This window comes from Burkholderia thailandensis E264 (genome assembly GCF_000012365.1).
Lineage (GTDB): Bacteria > Pseudomonadota > Gammaproteobacteria > Burkholderiales > Burkholderiaceae > Burkholderia > Burkholderia thailandensis.
Genome location: NC_007651.1, coordinates 2,658,514 through 2,678,516, shown reverse-complemented (window position 1 = coordinate 2,678,516; position 20,003 = coordinate 2,658,514). Strand labels below are relative to the sequence as shown.

General features: G+C 69.2%; 6 protein-coding genes (1 of these 6 running past the window's edge). All 6 read left to right on the top strand.

Annotated features, from left to right (window positions below):
- Tightly spaced (each overlapping or abutting the next), the 6 genes in view from BTH_RS24265 to BTH_RS24240 form a layout consistent with a single transcriptional unit that may run on beyond the window.
- Positions 1-122 carry the end of a type I polyketide synthase gene (locus tag BTH_RS24265; RefSeq protein WP_009891082.1) on the top strand. 3,433 nt of this gene lie to the left of the window's left edge, so only the last 122 of its 3,555 coding nucleotides appear in the window; the start codon falls outside the window, past its left edge; its stop codon occupies positions 120-122.
- On the top strand, positions 119-11,071 hold the full coding sequence (locus tag BTH_RS24260) for a non-ribosomal peptide synthetase (RefSeq protein WP_011402345.1): 10,953 nt from the start codon (positions 119-121) through the stop codon (positions 11,069-11,071). The genes BTH_RS24265 and BTH_RS24260 overlap by 4 nt, the downstream gene beginning before the upstream one ends.
- Positions 11,068-15,645: a type I polyketide synthase gene (locus BTH_RS24255; protein ID WP_009891079.1), complete on the top strand. Its 4,578-nt coding sequence runs from the start codon at positions 11,068-11,070 to the stop codon at positions 15,643-15,645. The genes BTH_RS24260 and BTH_RS24255 overlap by 4 nt, the downstream gene beginning before the upstream one ends.
- On the top strand, positions 15,638-16,810 hold the full coding sequence (locus BTH_RS24250) for an acyl-CoA dehydrogenase family protein (RefSeq protein ID WP_009891077.1): 1,173 nt from the start codon (positions 15,638-15,640) through the stop codon (positions 16,808-16,810). The genes BTH_RS24255 and BTH_RS24250 overlap by 8 nt, the downstream gene beginning before the upstream one ends.
- Positions 16,807-17,775, top strand: a complete 969-nt coding sequence (locus BTH_RS24245) for a phosphotransferase family protein (RefSeq protein ID WP_009891075.1) — start codon at positions 16,807-16,809, stop codon at positions 17,773-17,775. The genes BTH_RS24250 and BTH_RS24245 overlap by 4 nt, the downstream gene beginning before the upstream one ends.
- Positions 17,772-20,003 carry an alpha/beta fold hydrolase gene (locus BTH_RS24240; protein WP_009891073.1) on the top strand — a complete coding sequence of 744 codons (2,232 nt, stop codon included), beginning with the start codon at positions 17,772-17,774 and terminating at the stop codon, positions 20,001-20,003. Before BTH_RS24245 ends, BTH_RS24240 begins: the two co-directional genes overlap by 4 nt.

The window sequence follows — 20,003 nt, the reverse complement described above, 5'->3', positions numbered from 1 at the left end:
ACCTGATCGACGGTTCGTCGCTCGATGCCGTGATTGAAACCGTGGCGGCGCAAATCGAGCGGCGACTCGTCACTGAACACAGCTCGACGACCGGAGCCGAGACGGAGGAAATCACGCTATGAATATCGTTCGGCTCATGGCCGATTTGGCCGATGCGGGGATCACGCTGCGCCGCCGCGGCGACGGGCTCCATGTGGAGGGACCGCCGGGCGCGCTCGACGCCGCGCTTGTCTCGCGGCTGCGAGATGCGAAGGACGGGCTGCTGGCGATGCTCGACGGCGACGCATCGCGCGCGGCTGCGCTGCCGCCGCCGTTGCCGGGCGAGGGCGGCGACGCGGGCGCGCTGTCGCCGGGACAGGCCCGCCTCGTTGCCGCGACGCGGCTCGGCGATCCGGCGATGTACAACGAGCAGATGGCGATCGAACTGGCGGACGCCGTCGACGCGCAGGCAATCGGCCGTGCGTTCGTCGCGCTTGCGCGCAAGCACGACATCCTGCGCACCGTGTTCGTTGGCGGCGAGCCGATGCGACAGACCGTGCTGCCCGAGCCGGCGGTGCAGATCGAGTGCACGTCGGTCGACGGCGACGGTGCGTTGCGTGCGCGCGCCGCGGAGATCGCCCGTCTGCCGTTCGCGGCCGGGCGGCCGTTGTGGCGCATCGATCTGTTCTCGACGCACGAGCGGCCGCTCGTGCTCGTGCTGACGATTCATCACGCGATTTTCGACCGGTGGTCGATGAGCGTGCTGATCCGCGACTTCAGCGCGTATCTCGCATCGCCGGACGAAAGCGATGCGCCGGGGGGCCGGCTGAGCTACCGCGACTTCGCGGCCTGGCAGCGCCGCTGGATGGAGACGCCCGACTACGTCGCGCAACTGGACGCGTGGGTCGCCGCGCTGGCGGACCTCGACGAGGTGCCGGCGATTCGCGGCGACCGTTCGCGTCCTCCCGTTCCCAGTTGGCGCGGCGGCACGGAGCGCTTCGAGATTCCGGCCGACTGCATCGAGGCGGCCGCGGCGTTTTCGCGCACGCGCAACACGACGCTGTTCACGACATTGTTCAGCGTGTTCGCGCTGCTGCAGCATCGGTACACCGGCGATCCGCGCGTCGTGACGCTCACGCCCGCGGCCAACCGGCCGTTCCAGGCGGCCGAGGACATCGCGGGCTACTTCGTCAATCTCATCGCGCTTGCGACGAGCGTGCGCGACGACGACAGCTTCGGCTCGCTAGTCGAGCGGATGCGCGACACGACGGCGCGCGCGTTCGCGCATCAGGGCGTGCCGCTCGACGCGATCGTCGAGCGGTTGCGCGCGCGCGGCGGCCCGCAGCACGATCAGTTCGCGCAGACGGCGTTCGCATTCCAGAACGTCCGCCTTCCGGCGGTGCGCACCGCGAGCGGCACCGCGACGCCGTTCGATCTCGACAGTCCGTTCGCGCGTTTCGACCTCTATCTGTCGATCGAGGGGGATGAGCGCGGGACGTTCGCGGTCTGGCAATACAACGCCGATCTGTTCGACGCGCAGACGGTGTGCCGGCTCGGCGAGCACTACGTCGCGTTGTTGCGCGCGGCGCTCGCGGCGCCGGAGGCGAACGCGCATGCGCTGCCGATGCTGTCGGACACGGAGCGCGCGCAGCTCCTGGCGGACTTCAACGCGACCCGGGCCGACTTCTCGCACGATGCGCCGATCCACCAGTTGTTCGAGGCGCAAGCGCAGCGCACGCCCGACGCCACCGCGGCGGTGTTCGAGGAGCGGGCGCTCAGCTATGCGGAGCTGAACCGCCGTGCCAACCGGTTGGCACATCATCTGATCGCACGAGGGGTGCGGCCGGACGACCGCGTGGCGATATGTACGGGACGCGGCTTGGATGCGGTGGTGGGCTTGCTCGCCGTCCTCAAGGCGGGCGGCGCCTATGTGCCGCTCGACCCGGCGTATCCGGCCGCGCGGCTTGCCTACATGCTCGACGACGCGGCGCCGGCGGCGGTGCTGACCACGGCAGCGCTGGCCGATGAGCTGGCGTTCAAACTGCCGACGATCCTGCTCGACGCCCAGAATCCGTCTTTCGAGTCGCAGCCGAATGACAATCCCGACCCGGCGGCACTGGGGCTGACGTCGCGCCATCTGGCGTATGTGATCTACACCTCGGGCTCCACCGGGCAGCCCAAGGGGGTCATGGTAGAGCACGGCAATCTGGTCAATTTGATCCAGTCCAATCGGCAGCATTTTTCGGGAGTCGGCCAGGCGCGCACGTGTTGCTGGACCAGCTTCGGCTTTGATGTTTGCGTTTTCGAGATATTCATGTCGCTCGCGATGGGAGGCACGGTCCATGTTGTGCCGGATCGCCTGCGCATCAGTGCGGACGGTTTCTTTCAATGGTTGATCGCGCAACGTATCGAGGTCGCGTATCTGCCGCCATTTCTTGTTCGGCGCTTGCGCGAGTATTCGGATGAGCTGGTAGCCTCGCTGTCGCTTCGTCGCATTTTGGTCGGCGTCGAACCGCTGCGTGAAAAGGACCTTTATCGGCTTGAAAGGCTGCTGCCCGAGCTGATCGTGGTTAACGGGTATGGGCCGACGGAGACGACCGTCTTCAGTACGTCCTATCTCGACATGCGGGATTACGATCGCGCGGCGCCGATCGGCCGCCCGATCGCCAATACCCGGATCTATATCCTGGATTCTCACGGCCAGCCGGTGCCGATCGGCGTGGCGGGCGAGATTCACATTGCCGGCGCCGGCGTCGCGCGGGGGTATCTGAACCGTCCCGAGCTGACCGCCGAACGCTTCGTGTCCGATTCGTTCGCGGCCGCCCCGAACGCGCGCATGTATAGGACCGGCGACCTCGGGCGCTGGCTGCCCGACGGCACCATCGAGTACCTCGGTCGCAACGACTTCCAGGTCAAGATCCGCGGCTTGCGCATCGAGCTGGGCGAAATCGAGGCGCGCCTCGCGCGATGCGACGGGGTGCGCGACGCGGTGGTGATCGCCCGCGAAGACACGCCGGGCGACAAACGCCTGGTCGCCTATGTGCTGCCGCAGTCCGGTGTTGCGCTCGTCCCGGCCGAATTGCGTCGGCAACTCGCCGGGCAACTGGCCGAGCACATGTTGCCCAGCGCCTTCGTGATGCTGGACGCGCTCCCGCTCACCCCGAACGGCAAGCTCGACCGCAAGGCGCTGCCGGCGCCGGATCAAACGGCGGTCGTGTCCCGTGGCTATGAAGCGCCGACGGGCGAAGTGGAAACCGCGCTGGCGCGGATCTGGCAGGACCTGCTGGGCCTGGAACAGGTGGGCCGTCACGACCATTTCTTCGAGCTCGGCGGCCATTCGATGCTGGTCGTCAGCATGATCGAGCGGCTGCGGGACCTCGGCTGGTCGCTCGACGTGCGCAGCATGTTCGTCGCGCCGGTCCTGGCCGATCTGGCTCAGGCGATCGACACCCGGCGCGGCGACGCGCCCGCTTTTGCGGTGCCGCCCAACCGCATCCCCGCCGGTTGCCGTGCCATCACGCCCGCCATGCTGCCGTTGGTTGCGCTTTCCCAGGCCGAGATCGACGCCGTCGTCGATACGGTTCCCGGCGGGGCGGCCAATGTGCAGGACATCTATCCGCTGGCGCCGCTGCAGGAAGGCATCCTGTTTCATCATTTGCAGCAGACGCAAGGCGATGCCTATCTGTTGCGCAGCCTGCTGGCGTTCGATACCCGCGCGCGCCTCGATGCCTTTCTCGCGGCCTTGCAACAGGTCATCGATCGGCATGACATCCTGCGCACCGCCGCCTGCTGGAAGGAGCTGTCGCAGCCGGTTCAGGTCGTTTGGCGTCAGGCGGCACTGCACGCCGAGATCTTCAGTCCCGCGGAGGAGGGCGATGTTCCCGCCCAGTTGTTGAAGCATACCGATCCGCGCGAGCGCCGCCTCGACTTGAGCCGTGCGCCGCTGTTCGCGCTCGACATCGCTCGCGATCCGGAGCGGGACGAGTGGCTGCTGGCGCTGACCTTCCACCATCTGATCGCCGACCATCTGACGCTGGAGCTCGTCGTCGCCGAAATCACCGCGATTCTGCACGGGCGGGCCGAGGCCCTGCCGGCGGCGCTGCCTTACCGAAACTTCATCGCGCAAGTCACGAGCGTGCCGGCGGATGTGCACGAGACCTACTTTCGCGAGGTGCTCGGCGACGTCGATGAGCCGACCGCTCCCTTCGGCGTGCTCGAGGCACGGGACGACGGAAAGGACATAACCGAGGCCCATCTCGCGCTGGCCGACGACCTGGCTCGGGCGATTCGCAATCAGGCGCGGCGGTTGGGTATGAGTCCGGGCGTGCTGTTCCATGTCGGCTGGGCCCAGGTGCTCGCGCAGACCAGCGGCCGCGACGACGTGGTCTTCGGGTCGGTGCTGCTGGGTCGTCTGCGGGAATTGACCGGCGCCGATCGGGTGATGGGCGTGCTTATCAATACCCTTCCGGTACGGATATGCCTGGCGGAGCGCAGCGTGCAGGAGGCGGTTGGGGCCGCCCACCACGGTTTGGCGCGGCTGCTGGAACACGAGCAAGCGCCCCTGTCGCTGGTTCAGCGCTGCAGCGGGGTGGTGCCGCCGCTGCCGCTGTTCAGCACCTTGCTCAATTATCGCCACAGTACCGCTGGCATCGCCGACGGGACCTGGGAGGGAATGCGCCAGCTGCACTCGGAGGAGCGCACCACCTATCCGGTGACGCTCTCGGTGGATGACCTGGGCGAGGGCTTTGGCTTGACCGCCCAGACAGTTGCCGGGATCGACCCGGCCCGGATTGCCGCCTATCTGTCGACTGCCATGCGGGGCCTGGTCGAGGCATTGGCCGGCGAGCCGCAACGGCCGATCCTGAGCCTGTCCATCCTGCCGCCGGAAGAGGAGCGGCGTCTGATTCACGAGCTGAACGCCACGCCGCCGGAAGGCGACGGTTATCTGCTGCACGCCGGCATCGAGCGCCACGCCGCGCTCACGCCGCTCGCGCCCGCGATCATCTGCGCCGAGGGCTGCATGCAGTATCGCGAACTGGCGGCGGAAACGCGCCGCGTGGCCGGCGCGGTCGTTGCGGCTGGTGCGCGGCGTGAACCGGTTGCGGTGCTGCTGCCGCGCTCGGTCGGCGCGATCGCCGCGTATTCCGGCGTGATGCGTGCGGGTTGCGCGTATGTGCCCATCGATCCGGCGACGCCGCCGGAGCGCATGCGCGACGTGCTCGCCACGCTCAACTACGTGCTGACGACGCGCGCACTCGCCGCGGCGCTCGACGGCATCGACGCGCGGGTGATCCTCGTCGACGAGGCCGCAGCCGCCGATGTCGCGCCTCCGACGGTCGCGCTCGACGATCTCGCCTATGTGATGTTCACGTCCGGCTCGACCGGCAAGCCCAAAGGCGTGATGATCGACCATCGTGCCGCCTCGCTGACTATCGAGAGCATTCTCAGGCGTTACGCGATCGGCCCGGCCGACCGGCTGCTGTGCGTGTCGTCCGTGGGATTCGACCTGTCGGTGTTCGATTTCTTCGGCGCGTTCGCGGCGGGCGCCGCGGTCGTGCTGGCGCCGGAATCGTCGAACGTCGAGCCACACGTCTGGCTCGACCTGATGGAGCGTGAGCGGGCGACGGTGTGGGAGTCCGTGCCGGCGGTGATGGAACTGCTGCTGCTCGAGTGCCGCAACAGCGGGCGAAAGCTGCCGCCCTCGCTGAAGCTCGTGATGCTGAGCGGTGACCGCGTGCCCGTCAGTCTGCCCGCGCGAATCCGAGAAGCCGCGACCGCCGAACTGCACGTGATCGCTCTCGGCGGGGCGACCGAGGCGGCGATCTGGTCGTGTTACTACGACACGCGCCACCTTCCCCCCGACGCCTCTTTCGTGCCTTATGGGCGGCACCTCCCGGGGCAGCGGCTGTACGTGCTGTCGTCGTCGCTGCGACCGTTGCCGATCGGCGTGCCCGGCGACCTCTGGATCGCCGGCGCGGGCGTCGCGCGCGGCTATCTCGGCCAGCCGGACCTGACCGCCTATCGCTTCGTCGCCGATCCGCACGTGCCGGGTGAGCGGATGTACCGCACCGGAGACCGCGCGCGGGTGCTCGCCGACGGCAACCTCGAATTCCTCGGGCGCGTCGACGATCAGGTCAAGATTCGCGGCTTTCGCATCGAAATCGGCGAAATCGAGGCGGCGCTCGGCGCGGCGCCCGGCGTTGAGCGCGGCGTCGCGACGATTGTCGAGCACCATGGGCGCCAGACGATCGCGGCATATGTAGTGGCCCGCGCCAACGCCGTGCTGGACCATGCCGAGATTCGCGACGCGCTCGCGCGGCGCCTGCCGCCATACATGCTGCCTGCGTCGATCGTCTCGATCGACAGCGTGCCGTTGACCCGGAACGGAAAGATCGATCGACGTGCACTCATGCAGGTGCGTGCACCGGCATCGCCGGCCGAGGGGCCGCGGAACGTCGTCGAGAAGGCACTCGCGTCGATCTGGCAAGCGGTGCTGGGGCGCGAAGCCATCGACGTTCACGAGAATTTCTTCGACGCCGGCGGCGACTCGATGCTTGCCATTCGCATCGTGACTCGCGCACGGGAGCAGCGGATTCACATCATGCCCCGCGACGTGCTCCAGTTGCAGACGATTGCCAAAATCGCGGCCGCCGCGGGAGCCGCCACCGATGTTGCCGAACCGGACGGCGAAACCGCCGCTCCGTTACCGCCGATGGCTCGCTGGTTCTTCCTGCAGCAACCGCGGGAGCCCGACTGGTTCCACCAATCGGTCCTGCTGCAGGTGCCGCCGCAGATCGAAGCCTCGGCCATTCGCGGCGCGCTGGGAACGCTCGTGACGATTCACGAGGCTTTGAGGACCGCTTACTTTCGCGAAGAGGGGCAATGGCGGCAGCGGGTGAGCCAGCGGGTGACGCCCGTCCTTGAAACCGTGAAGCTTGCCGTCTGCGACGACGATGCGGTTGACGAGGTCGCGGATCGATTGCGGGCGTCGATCCGCATCGAGCACGCCGCATTGCTCGCCGCCGGGCTGCTCGAATTCCCGGACGATTCGCGGCGCCTACTGCTCGTCGCGCATCATCTCGCCGTCGATGCGGTGTCCTGGCAGATCGTCATTGACCAGATTGCCTCGCTTTGCGCGGGCAACGATCTTGGCGCCGTGCCGACCACGATGCGGCGCTGGACCCGGCGTCGCATCGACTGGGCGGCCGCGGCGCCCGCGGGCCTGATCGACGAATTGCTCGGCGGCGCCGCATCGTCCGAGTCGCTGCCGCTCGACGGCACGGACGACGCCGGCGACGTGGCGGCATCCGGCGAACAATCCTGCGTGCTGGACAGGGCGACCACGTCGCGGATCATCAGCGGCTTTGCCGTTGCCGAGGGCTATCGCATCGACGAGGTGACGGCCGCCGTTGTCGCCGGCGCGATCATGCGCTGGTCCGGCCGGCACGAAGTCGTGATCGATCTGGAGTCGCACGGACGCAACGGTTTCGCCGACGATCCGGAGGTTCCGTTCACCGTGGGCTGGTTCACGACCATCATGCCGACCGTGATTCGCGGCGGGACGTTCAAGGAAACGCTGCTGAGCGTGCGCGCGGCGATCCGGTCGAGCAGCGCGCACGGCGCCGATTATCAGGCGCTGCGCTATCTGACGGGGCGAGCCGACTGGTCGCCGCGCCCGCTGTTGTTCAACTTTCTCGGACGACTGGAGGCCACGGCGGGGGAATGGCGACTGCTGCGCGCCGGGATCGGAAACGACCGCGCGCCTTCGACACCACGCTCGCATCTGCTCGACGTGGGGGCGGCCATCATCGACGGCTCACTGAACGTGAGTATCGAATACAACCCCCGTGCGCATCGCGACGACACCATCGCGAGCCTGCTCGACGACATCCGCACGACGCTGGACGAGTTGGGTTCCCGCACGGCGGTCGGCGATTCGTCGAGCATCGACGTGGAGGACGCCTACCCGCTCACGCCGATGCAGGAGGGGATGCTGTACCACGCGCTCGGCGGTGACGGGATGTATGTGGAGCAACTGACCTGCACGCTCGCCGGCGCCGTGAACGAACAGGCGCTGAGGAACGCCTGGAGCGACGTGGTCGCGTCAAATCCGGTGCTGCGTACCTCGTTTCATTGGGAGGGGGTGGCGCAGCCGGTTCAGGTGGTGCACACGTCGGTGTCGGTGCCGTGGCAGCAGGAGTCGTGGCCGCGGGGGCTGGATCTGGACGCGTGGCTGCGTGCCGATCGCGAGCGGGGACTGGATTTACGCGCGGCGCCATGTCTGCGCTGCGCGCTACTGAAAACGGACGAGGATCGATGGGAGCTGGTGGTGACGTACAGCCATCTGCTGCTGGACGGCTGGTCGCTGTCGCTGCTGATCGGCGACCTCGTGCGCGCGTATGCGGCCCGGGTGGCGGGCGAGGTGGCGCAGCGGCCGCCGCGCAGCCCGTTCAGCGGCTATGTGGCGTGGTCTCGGTCGATCTGGGAGCAAGGCGCCGGCGAGGGCTTCTGGCGGGCGGAACTGGGCGATTTCGAAGGCACGCGCGAGTTGGTGCTGCCGACGCCATCGCCGGGCGGCGAAGACGGCGCGCCGGTCATGGTCGAAGTCGATCGCGGTGCGCTGGAAGCGCTGGAGAAGCGCGAGCGGGTGACGCTCGCGAGCGTGGTGGCCGGATGCTGGGCGGTGCTGCTGAGCCGCTACGGCGCAAGCGACGATGTCCTGTTCGGGATGACGAGCTCGGGACGCCGGGCGGAAGTGAGCGGCAGCGAGTCGATGGTGGGGGTGCTGATCGAGACGCGGCCGGCGCGGATCAAGGTGGACGCGGAGGCGCCGCTGGGAGCCTGGCTGAGATCGGTGATGCAGGCGGAGGCGAGACGGGAGGAGGCGGGCGCGGTGTCGCTTGCGCAGATCGAGGGCTGGGGCGGGGCGCAACGCGGTGCCCGGCTGTTCGATACGCTCGTGGTGGTGGAGAACTATCCGATGGCGAAGCCGAGCGATTTGCTCGGAGGCGGGATCGGCGTGGTGTCGGTGCGTACGGTGGAGCGCACGAACTGGCCGCTGACGGTGGTGGCGGTGCCGGAAGGCGGGTGCTTGAAGCTGACGTTGCTGTACGACCCGGCGCGCTACGAGCGCGCGTCGATCGCGCAGGTGGCGGGCCATCTGGCGCGGCTGTTGAACGCGGCGGCGCGGGCGGCGACGGTCGGCGACCTGGCGGCGGCGATGCTCGATGACACCGAGCGCGAGACGCTGCTGTTTCACTGGAGCGGCGGGGACCAGGCGTTGCCGCCGCCGTGCCGGACCATCGTCGAGCGGATCGACGAGCAGGCCGTTGCGCGGCCCCAAGCTACGGCGTTGCGGCTTGGCGATCGGCGGCTCAGTTATGCGGAGCTGACGGCGCGGGGCCGACGAATGGCGGCTTGGCTGCAGGGGCAAGGCGTGGGCGTGGGCGGGCGTGTCGCGATAGTCGGCGAGCGGACGATGGAGACGATCGCCGCGATGTACGGGATTCTGGCAAGCGGCGCCGCCTACGTGCCGTTGGACCCCGACTGGCCGGACGAACGCAAGGCGCTCGTGATCGAGGACGCGCAGCCGCTGATGGTGATCGGAGGCGGCGGGGCATGGTGCGGCGCGGTGCGGCAGGTCGAATTGGCGGAACTCGATGTCACGCCTGACGCGGCGCTCACGCCACATCAGGCGACGGTGGACGATCTGGCATACGTGATCTATACGTCGGGATCGACCGGCCGGCCAAAGGGCGTGATGGTGCGGCACGGCGACGTGATGCACCTGGATGGTTTGCGCGAGCGGATGGCGCTGAGCGAAACCGATGTATGGACGGCCTTCCATTCCTACGCGTTCGACTACTCGATCCTGGAGATCTGGTATCCGCTGATGACGGGCGCGACGGTGGTGCCCGTGCCGTACTGGGTCACCCGTTCGCCGGAAGCGTTTCACGAATTGCTGCGCACGGAAGGCGCGACGATCGTGTGCCAGACACCGGCGGCCTTCCAGCAGCTCGTGGCGGTGCCGCATCGAGGCGTGCGGCTGCGATGGGCGGTCGTGGGCGGCGAAACCTATCACGCCTCGCTGCCGGCCAGCGCCGATCCCGCCCAATACCCGCGCATCGCGAACGTGTACGGCATCACCGAGACAACGGTGATCACGACGTTCGAGCCGCTGGAGCGCGGCCAGCCGGTGACCATCGGACGGCCGTTTCCGGGCCAGAGAATCTATCTGCTGGACCGGCACGGGCGCCTCGTGCCGCCGGGAGCCGTGGGTGAGATTCACGTTGCGGGCGAAGGCATCGCGGCCGGCTATCTGGGGGCGCAAGCGCTGACGGCGCAGCGGTTCGTCGCGGACCCGTATCGGCCCGGCGAGCGAATGTACCGCTCGGGGGATCTGGGACGATTCCTGCCGGGCGGCCGTATGGAGTCGCTGGGCCGGGCGGATCGACAGGTCAAGATTCGCGGTTACCGGATCGAGCTGGGCGAGATCGAGTGCGCGCTGTCTTCGCTGGAGGGAATCGGCGGCGCGGTGGCCGACGTTCGCGAGGGCGCAAGCGGCCGTCAGTTGGTGGCCTGGTATGTGGCGGCCGCCGACATGGATGCGCAACGGGTTCGCACGGCACTCAAGCAGAGGCTGCCGGACAGCATGATGCCGTCGGCACTGATTCGGGTCGACGGATTCGCGTTGACGGCGAACGGCAAGATCGACCGGCGGGCGCTCCCCCGGGAGGCCGCGCCGACGGCGCCGGCGCAGGGACCGCGCAACGCGCTTGAAGAAGCGCTCGCCGCGATCTGGTGCGAGGTGCTGGGCCGCGAGGCAATCGGCATCGATGAAAACTTCTTCGACGCGGGCGGCGACTCGCTCGCGATCGTTCGGGCGCACGGCCTGATGAGCACCCGCCTGCCACGCGCCGAAAGTCTGCGCGTGGTCGATCTCTTTCAGCAGCCCACGATCGCCGCGATCGCTTCGCAAATCGCCGCCGGCGAAACCCGCCAAGCCACCGCCGACGAACCGGACGAGCGCGCGCTGCGCCGCCGCCGCCGGACCATGGAACGCCGTCAAAAGATCGAGAGGGAACACGAATGAGCACTCCGCACGTTGCAATCATCGGCATGGGTTGCAGGTTTCCGGGCGCGAGCTCGCCCGAGCAGTTCTGGGACAACCTGGTGCACGGCGTCGAGTCCGTCACGTTCTTCGGCCCCGTCACGCCGACCGACGCCGGGTACGAGGTTCATGCCGCGGGCATCCTCGACGATGTCGCCGGGTTCGACGCGGCGCTGTTCGGGCTCAGCGCGCGGGAAGCCGAACGGATGGACCCTCAGCATCGCGTATGGCTCGAATGCGCATGGGAGGCGGCCGAACGCGCCGGCTACGATCCGAGGCGGCTGCCGGGCCGCACCGGCATATTTGCCGGCGCCGGTTTCAACGAATACCTGATTCGCAATCTCGTGCCGTCGGCGCTGCACGACGATCTGTCGTTGCTGCTCTCCAACGAGCCGTCGTTCCTGCCGTCGCGGCTCGCCTATCTGCTGGGTTGCACCGGCCCGGCCGTCTCGGTGTCGAGCGCCTGTTCGACATCGCTCGTCGCCGTGCATCTGGCCGTTCAGGCGCTGCTCGCCGACGAATGCGACACGGCCATCGCCGGCGGGGTTCGGATCACCACGCCGCAACGCCGCCCCTACCGCCACGAGCCCGGCGGCATCGGCTCGCCGGACGGCCATTGCCGCGCATTCGACCGCGAGGCCAACGGCACCGTCGGCGGCAACGGCGCGGGTGCCGTGGTGCTGCGCCGTCTGGACGACGCGCTGGCCGACGGCGACCCCGTCGCCGCGGTCATTCTCGGCAGCGCGGTCTCCAACGACGGCGCGCGCCGGGTCGGCTTCACCGCGCCCGGCGTCGACGGGCAACGTTGCGCGATTCGCGAAGCGCAAGTGCTGGCCGACGTGCCGCCCGATTCGATCGGCATGATCGAGGCGCACGGCACCGCGACGGCGCTGGGCGACCCGGTGGAATTCGAGGCGCTGGCCGCCGCGTTCCGGCAAGGTACGGCGCGGCAGGGCTTTTGCGCGCTGGGCTCGGTCAAGACGAACATCGGCCACCTCGACGCGGCCGCCGGCATCGCGGGGCTGATCAAGACGGTGCTCGCGCTGCAGCATCGCGTGATTCCGCCATCGCTGCATTTTCACGAGCCCAATCCGCGCATCGACCTGGCGAACTCGCCGTTCTTCGTGAACGCCGCCGCACGCCCGTGGCCCGATGCCACGCGGCGTGCCGGCGTCAGCTCGTTCGGCATGGGCGGCACCAACGCGCACCTCGTGCTGGAGTCCGCCGCCGAGCCGCAGCCCGACGCGGCCGGCGGCGACGCCGGCGGCCCGTGGCCGCTCTTGCTGTCGGCGCGTTCCGAGGCGGCTGTGCGGCGGCTCGCGCGGGATCTCGCGGATCATCTCGAGCGCGAGCGGCCGCCGCTCGCGGATGTCGCATACACGCTCGCGATGTCGCGCGGCGCGTTCGAATGGCGGATCGCCTGCGAGTGCGCGTCGCTCGACGAGGCGATCGAAATCCTCAGAGGCGATCTCCCGGTGACGCGCGCCGCGGCCGGCGCGGCGGCCGTCGCCGCGCGCGGACGCCGGGTTGCGTTGCCGCCGACGCCGTTCGAACATCAGCGCTACTGGATCGATCCGCCGTCGCCGCTCGCGCGCGTGGCGGACCCCGGCGGCTGGCTGTATGCGCCGCGCTTGCGCCAAAGCGCACCGCTCGAACGCGCGCCGATCGACACTCGGCGGCACTGGCTGGTGCTGCTCGACGAGCATGGCGTGGGCGCGCGCGTCGCGACGAGGCTGCGTGAGGCAGGCGCGCAGGTGGCGGAAATCGCGTATGCCGACGAGATGGATGCGCAAGCGATCGATGCGGCCGCCGCCGCGGCCGCAGATCGTCCTTCCTCCGTCATCGCGCTGTGGGGCCTCGCCGCGGAACCCGCCCGCGACGACGATTCGATGCTGAAACGGCATTACATCCGCCCGGCGCGGCTCTTGCGCGCGTGGGCGGACCGCACGGGCGCCGATGTGGACGTCACCTTCGTCGCCGACGGCGCGCTGGCCGCGCAGGCCGGTTTCGGCGCGCCGGCCGCGCCGGAAAAAGCGATGCTGCTCGGCCTCGCGCGCGCGCTGCCGGCCGAATATCCCGGCTGGCGCGCGCGGGTTGCGGATGTCGACGCCGCCGCGGCCGATCTCGTCGAATGCATCGTCGCCGAAGCGTGCGCGCGCTCGGCCGACGACGCGGCGATCCATCGGCACGGATCGCGCTGGGTCGAAACCTTGGAACCCATCGGGGCCGCGACGACGCAGGCGATGGCGATCCGTCGCGACGGCGTCTACCTCGTCACGGGCGGCAACAGCGGCATGGGGCGCGCGATCGGCCGACATCTGGTCGAGCGCGGCGCGCGCGTGGTCGCGTTGAGCCGGCGCGGCGGCCAATCGATCCCCGGGCTGACCGCGATCGCGGTCGACGTGAGCGACCTCGATGCGTTGCGCCGAGCAGTCGCGCAGATCCGCGCCGAGCATGGCCCCATCAACGGCGTCGTGCATAGCGCGGGGATGCCGCCGCATGCATTGCTGCGCACGGCGGCCGATACCGCGATGCGCGATGTGCTGGCGGGAAAATTCCTTGGCGCGCGCAATCTGCGGCAGGTGCTATGCGCCGACTCCCTCGATTTCGTCGTGCTGTGCTCGTCGCTGCGCGCGCATGTGCCGGCCGCCGGCGCGAGCGACTATATGGCGGCCAACCTCGCGCTGGAAGCGCTGGGCGCTTCGTGGGCGGCCGACGGTACGCGCGTGCGTGCGATCGCATGGGACACATGGACCGAGATCGGCATGGCGACGGTGTCCGACGAACGCTTCGTGCCGGAAGATCTGCGCACGGCGGGCCTGAGCGCCGACGAGGGCGTCAGGGTGCTCGAGATGGCGTCGGCTTGCGAATCGCCGCGCATCGCCGTCAGCACGCGCAAGCTGGACCCGCTGAAGGCCCGCGCCCGCGAGGCGTTTTCGCTGGCGCGCGCGGCCGACGCGCATCAGCCGGCCGCCGGCTCGCGGCATCCGAGGCCGGTGCTCGCGGTGCCGTACGTACCGGCGCGAACCGCGCTCGAAGCCCGGCTCGCGACGATCTGGTCCGACGTGCTCGGCTTCGAGCCGATCGGCGTCATCGACGACTTTTTCGACCTCGGCGGCGATTCCGTCGCCACCTTGCAGATCGTCGCGCGCGCGAAGGAGCAGGGCATTCATCTCGATACGCATTTGGCTTTCGGCGCGCACACGATCGAAGAGCTTGCCGCCGCCGGCGTCGAGCGGACGGCGCAGGCCGTGCCGCGAGAAACGCCGCTGCCGCTCTCGCCAACTCAGCAATGGCTGTTCAATTGCGGATCGGGCGACATCAACCGCTTCGTGCAAGGCGTGGTTCTCAGCGTGCCGGCCGAGATCGATGCGACGGCGCTCGGCACCGCCATCGACGCCGCGATTGCGCACCACGCGGCGCTGGCGGCGCGCTTTGAGCAAACGGAATCCGGCTGGAAGCAGGTGCTCGGCACGCCCGCGCCTGTCGTCGTCGCCGTTCATCAGCACTCGGGGCCGGCCGACGAGCAACTCGGTTTCGCCCAGGAGATCGGCGCGGCGTTGCAGTGCTCGCTCGACATCCGGACGTCGCCGCTGCTGCGCGCCGCGCTCGTATTGGGCACGGCCGGCTCGATGCTGGTCCTCGTCGTCCATCACTTGCTGATCGATGCATTCAGTTGGCGAAGGCTGCTGGGCGACCTCCACGGGCGCGTCGGCGCATCGGCGCTGGCGGCAGGTCAGCAACGGGCGGCGGCCGATGAGTCGTTTTTCCACTGGGCGATCGCGCTCGAACGCGTCGCCGCGGCAGGGGAGCTCGACGACGATGCGGCGTTCTGGTCATCGCTCGATACGCCGCCGGATGCGTTTCCCGTCGCGCGGCGCGATGGTGTGCGCCGCGCCCTGAATTCGACGCTCCCGGTCGCGCAGACGCTTGCGCTGAGCGCCACCCGTCGCCCGCTCGAAGCGCTGCTCGCGGTTGCCGTCGCGCGTGCGATCCGTAGCGTGGGCGAATCGGATCGGGTGCCGGTCGACATCGAGTCCTTCGGGCGCGGCTGGTCGCGCGTGCCATGCGACGTTTCAAGCGCGATCGGCTGGTTCACCGCCATTCATCCGCTCGTCGTGGACACATCGGCGGACATCGAGGCCGCCGCGACGCATGCCGCGGCGCTGTTGCCGGACGCCCGCCGTCGCGCCGTCGCCTACACGGTGCTGCGCCAGGCCGCGCCGGAGCGCCTGCCCAAAGCGTTGCGAAGCGACGCGCCGATATCGATAGCGTTCTTCCCCGCGGAATCCGCCGCGCCGGCGTGGCCCATCGCCGCAATCCTGTCAGCGCCGGAGCAAACGCCGGCGCCGCACGCGATCGCGCTCGCCGCGACGATCGAGGACGGCGCGCTGCGCATCGTGTGGCATGGCCAGGACGAGCCATTCGCCGGGTTGACGCTCGACACCATCGCCGCACGGGCCATGAACGAACTGCGGGCGCTGGCGACGGCGGGAACGGCCAGGATGAGCACCATCCTCGCGCAGTTGGACATGTCGGAGGCAACCAATGATTGAACGGGTCGCAGCATTTCGGGACGTCGAAGCAGCGCTCGCGGAACCGGAGGCGGCGCTGGCGGCGGGCGATTTCGCCGCGGTGGAGCGCTTGATGGCCGGGGTTCGCGCGGCCAACCGGGCGCGAGGCCTCTGGCTTCCGCAGGCGCCGCGCGCGGACGGCGGCATGGGGCTGAGCCTGCTCGAACTGGTCGAGGCCGGAGAGATCCTCGGCCGCTCGCCGCTCGGTCACTATGCGGTCAACTATCAAGCGCCCGACACCGGCAACATCGAGGTGCTGTTCGAGTATGGGACAGCCGCCCAGCAAGCACGCTGGCTCGCCCCCTTGTTGCGCGGCGAGATCCGCAGTTGCTTCGCGGCGACGGAGCCGGATTCCGCCGGCTCGAATCCCGCCTCTCTCAAGTCGAGGGCGGTGTTCAAGGATGGCGCATGGCATCTGAGCGGCCGGAAGTGGTTCGCGTCCGGCGCCGATCAGGCGGCGTTCGCGATCGTGCTGGCCGTTACCGACGAGACGGCGCCATTGCATGCGCGCACCAGCACCTTCATCGTGCCCGCCGACGCGCCGGGCTACCGGCATGTTCGCAACCTGCGCGTGATGGGCGATGAAGGCTGCGGCTGGGCCAGTCACGGCGAACTCGAGCTGGACGACTGCAGGGTGGGCGAAGATGCGCTGCTGGGCAAGCCCGGCGAGGGGTTCATCGTCTTGCAGGCGCGCCTGGCAACCGGACGCTTGCATCATTGCGCGCGCTGGATCGGCGTGTGCGAGCGCGCGTTTGCGATCATGTGCCGGCGAGCGTGCCGCCGCGAACTGGCTGCGGGCGAACTGCTGTCGTCGCGTCAAACGGTGCAGAACTGGATCGCCGAGAGCCGCGCGTCGATCGATGCCGCGCGGCTCCTCGTCACCCAGGCGGCGTCGCGTCTGCAAAGCCGGCACGAGCGCGCTCAGATCGACATCTCGATCGCGAAATTCTTCGTGGCCGGCGTGACGCAAACCGTCCTCGACCATGCGTTGCAGGTGCAAGGCGCGCTCGGCGTCAGCGGCGACACGATTCTCAACGTGCTCTGGCGCCATGAGCGAGCGGGGCGCATTTATGACGGTCCCGACGAAGTCCACAAGGCGCTCGTGGCGCGCCATGCGCTGGCCGCGTTTCGGGGGGAAGCCCGATGAGCGCCGAAATCGCGCAGCGTGCGATGGCGGCGCTCGGCCGCCCCGGCGGCCCCGCTCAGGCGACGCGCATCGGCGGCGGACGGGCCAGCGAGGTTTTTCTCGTGCAGGCAGGCAATCGCGACGTGATTGCCTACCTGCTGCCGGCGGGCGCGCCGAGAGAGGCGCAGCGCCGATTCGGCGTACTGGAGCGAATCGGCGAGCATTTTCCGCTGGCGCCGAAACCGCTCGCGGTTGGCGGCGGGGCCGACGACGGCTCGACGTTGCTGCTGGTCGAACGGCTCGACGGCGTCTTGCCGGCCGCGTGCGGGCCGCTTTCGCCCGACGTCGTGCGCCGCCTCGCCAGGAATTTCATCGCCGCGCTCGCCGCGTTGCATGCCGTCGAAATCGCGCCGGCCGAGCGGCCGCCCGATTATCTGCGCCGAAGTCTCGGCGAATGGCGACGGCGCTGGAACGAGGAAGAAGCCGCGGGCGCCGACGGCGACTTCAAGGCGGTCGCTCGGTGGCTGACGGAACGGCTTCCCGACGCATCGCCGGCGGCATTCCTGCACAACGACTTCAAACTGGACAATACCCTCGTCGATCCGGGCGATCCGGCGCGGGTGGTCGGGGTTGTGGATTGGGAACTGGCCGCCATCGGCCATCCGCTCGCCGATCTCGGGATCGCGCTCGCCTACTGGATCGAGCGTCGCGATCCGCCGCTGCTGCGTCTCGACGCGCCGGGGCCGAGCTGCGCCCCGGGCGCTCCGACGCGCGAGGCACTCGTTGACCTGTACGCCGAGGCCAGCGGGCGCGAAGTGGCGCAACCGGCGTACTGGTATGCCTATGGCCTGCTGCGACTCGCCGTGATCACGCAGCAGCTCGCGCTGCGCCACCGCGGCGACGGGCAGCGCGTGCCGCGCAGTCGGTTGATCGTGCGCTGGCTGCTGAGCCGCGCATCGGAAGTTTGCGGGAGCGCACGGCTATGAAGGCGAAAGTTCAGGACATTCACGCACTCGCGCCGTCGCAGCGCGGGATGCTGCTCGAAAGCGCGCACGGCGCGATCAAGGGCGGCTTGTTCATCGAGCAGACCGTGCTGTCGGTTCGCGGGCATCTCGATCGCAGCCGTTTCCTCGCGGCCGTCGAGCGCACCGCCGAGACTCACGCGAGCCTGCGCTGTTGTTTCGCATGGGACGCCGAGCAGCCGGTGCAGGTCGTGTTCGAGCGGATTCAGCCCGAAGTGGCATGGGAAGACTGGCGAAACACCGACGACGCGGACAATCCGCAGGCGCTGACGGCTTGGCTGGACGAGGATCGCGCGCGAGGCGTCGCCGTCAACCGCGCGCCGCTGTGGCGCTTCGCCGTGATCCGGCTGCGTGATGACGCATACCGGGTCGTCTGGACTCACCACCATCTCATCACCGACGGCTGGTCGATCGCGGTGGTGCTTTCGGATCTGCTCACCTGCTACGAGGGTGTTCGGCCAGTGCCGCCGGCGCGGCCGCTACGCGATTACGTCAACTGGATCGACGCGCAGGATGCGGCGGCCGCGGCCGCGTTCTGGCGTCAGCGCCTCAGCGCATTGCCCCGCCTGCCCCCGATGGCGCCGCGCGCGTCGGGCGACGGCTTCGCAGAGGTCACGGACATCAACGCGAGCGCGCTCCTCGACGTCGCGCGCGCCCACGGCGTCGCGTTCGCGATTACGGTGTTCGCCGCATGGGCGCTGGTTCTGCGCGCGTTTCGCGCGACCGGTGACGTGGTGTTCGGCGTCACCACGCACGGCCGTCCCGCGACGCTTGCGGGGGTTGAGCGCATCGTCGGGCCGTTCATCTCGACCTTTCCGCTGCATGTGCGGATGACCGATATGGCAACGGTCGGCGAGTTGCTGGGCCGGATCGAGGCGATGCAGCGCGAGCAGCGCCCGTTCGAATATCTGTCGTCCGCCGAAGTGCATCAGGCCGCCGCCGTTGCCACGCGTCTTTACGATACCTTGGTGGTGGTCGAGCACCTGCCGCAGCAAGACGCGCCCGCCGATGCCGGTTTATCCGTCGCGGCCGAGGCGGGCAGTGGGGCGCGCTCGCATCATCCGTTGCTGTTGCGCGTCTCGCCTGACGGGATCGCGCGCTTGCTGTACAACCGGCGGTTCATCGACGACGCAACGGCGGCCGGGCTGGCGTCGCTGTTGCGCGAGGCGGCGGCGCGACTGGCGGCGGACGATGGTCTGCCGCGCCTCGCAGATCCGGCAATCCCGCTCGCCGTCGCGCAGCCGGCCGCGTCGCGCGCGCCTGAAACCCCGCAAGAGCGGGTGGTCGTCGCGCTCGCGCGCGATCTGTTCGGCGGCCACGCGGGGCTCGACGACAGCTTCTTCGATCTCGGCGGGCATTCGCTGCTCGCCGTCGACTTCCTGCATCGCATCGCGAACGCAACCGGGGTGCGCTTGCCCTTGACTCAGTTGTTGCACGACGCCCGCCTGGGTGCGATCGCGCAGGCGCTCGCCGAGCGCCTCGCGGGCAACGCCGGCTCCTCCAGCGCACCGCGGATTTTCTTCATCCCCGGCAATCCCGGTTCGCCGTTGTACGCCGCTCGTCTCGCCGCGCATCTGGGCGGCCCGAACGGCTGGCGCTTGCACGGCCTTGAAGCGCCGGGACTCGACGGCGCGCAAGCGCCGTTGCCGAGCGTCGAAGCGCTCGCCGAACACCATCTGGCCAGTCTGTCGGACGCCGACGATCCGGCCGTGCTGGTCGGCCATTCGTTCGGCGGGTGGGTGGCGTTCGAGATGGGGCTGCGCTTGCAGGCAAGTGGCCGGGCGGTGGTGGTGATCCTGCTCGACACGCTCGCCCCACATCGGCTGCCGTCACGCGGGGATGTCGGCGATGCGGGTTTGCGAGCCGAAGTCGCGAGGCTCGCGTCTCGCGCCAACGATGCGGGCTTCGCTATCCATGTCACGCCCGCAGCATTCGCGGTCTATGCCGCCGCGCGGCGCGCGACCTATGCGCCGTCCGCCCGGGCCGAGTTTCCGCTCGCGCTGTTTCGCGCCGCCCGCGCGCACCCCGAGGACGGCTGGGACAGAAGCGATTCCGCCTATGGCTGGACTGAACTCTGCCGCAAGGTTCATGTGGATTGCGTCGACGGAGATCATCTGTCGATGATGGCGGAGCCCGCCGTCGAAGTTCTGGCCGAGCGGATCGGGCATTGGCTGCGTCAACTGGGAGGTTGA

What these genes read in the sequence shown, in the direction of transcription:
- BTH_RS24260 (WP_011402345.1), top strand. Translation starts at nt 119, where the DNA reads ATGAATATCGTTCGGCTCATGGCCGATTTGGCCGATGCGGGGATCACG.
- BTH_RS24255 (WP_009891079.1), top strand. Translation starts at nt 11,068, where the DNA reads ATGAGCACTCCGCACGTTGCAATCATCGGCATGGGTTGCAGGTTTCCG.
- BTH_RS24250 (WP_009891077.1), top strand. Translation starts at nt 15,638, where the DNA reads ATGATTGAACGGGTCGCAGCATTTCGGGACGTCGAAGCAGCGCTCGCG.
- BTH_RS24245 (WP_009891075.1), top strand. Translation starts at nt 16,807, where the DNA reads ATGAGCGCCGAAATCGCGCAGCGTGCGATGGCGGCGCTCGGCCGCCCC.
- BTH_RS24240 (WP_009891073.1), top strand. Translation starts at nt 17,772, where the DNA reads ATGAAGGCGAAAGTTCAGGACATTCACGCACTCGCGCCGTCGCAGCGC.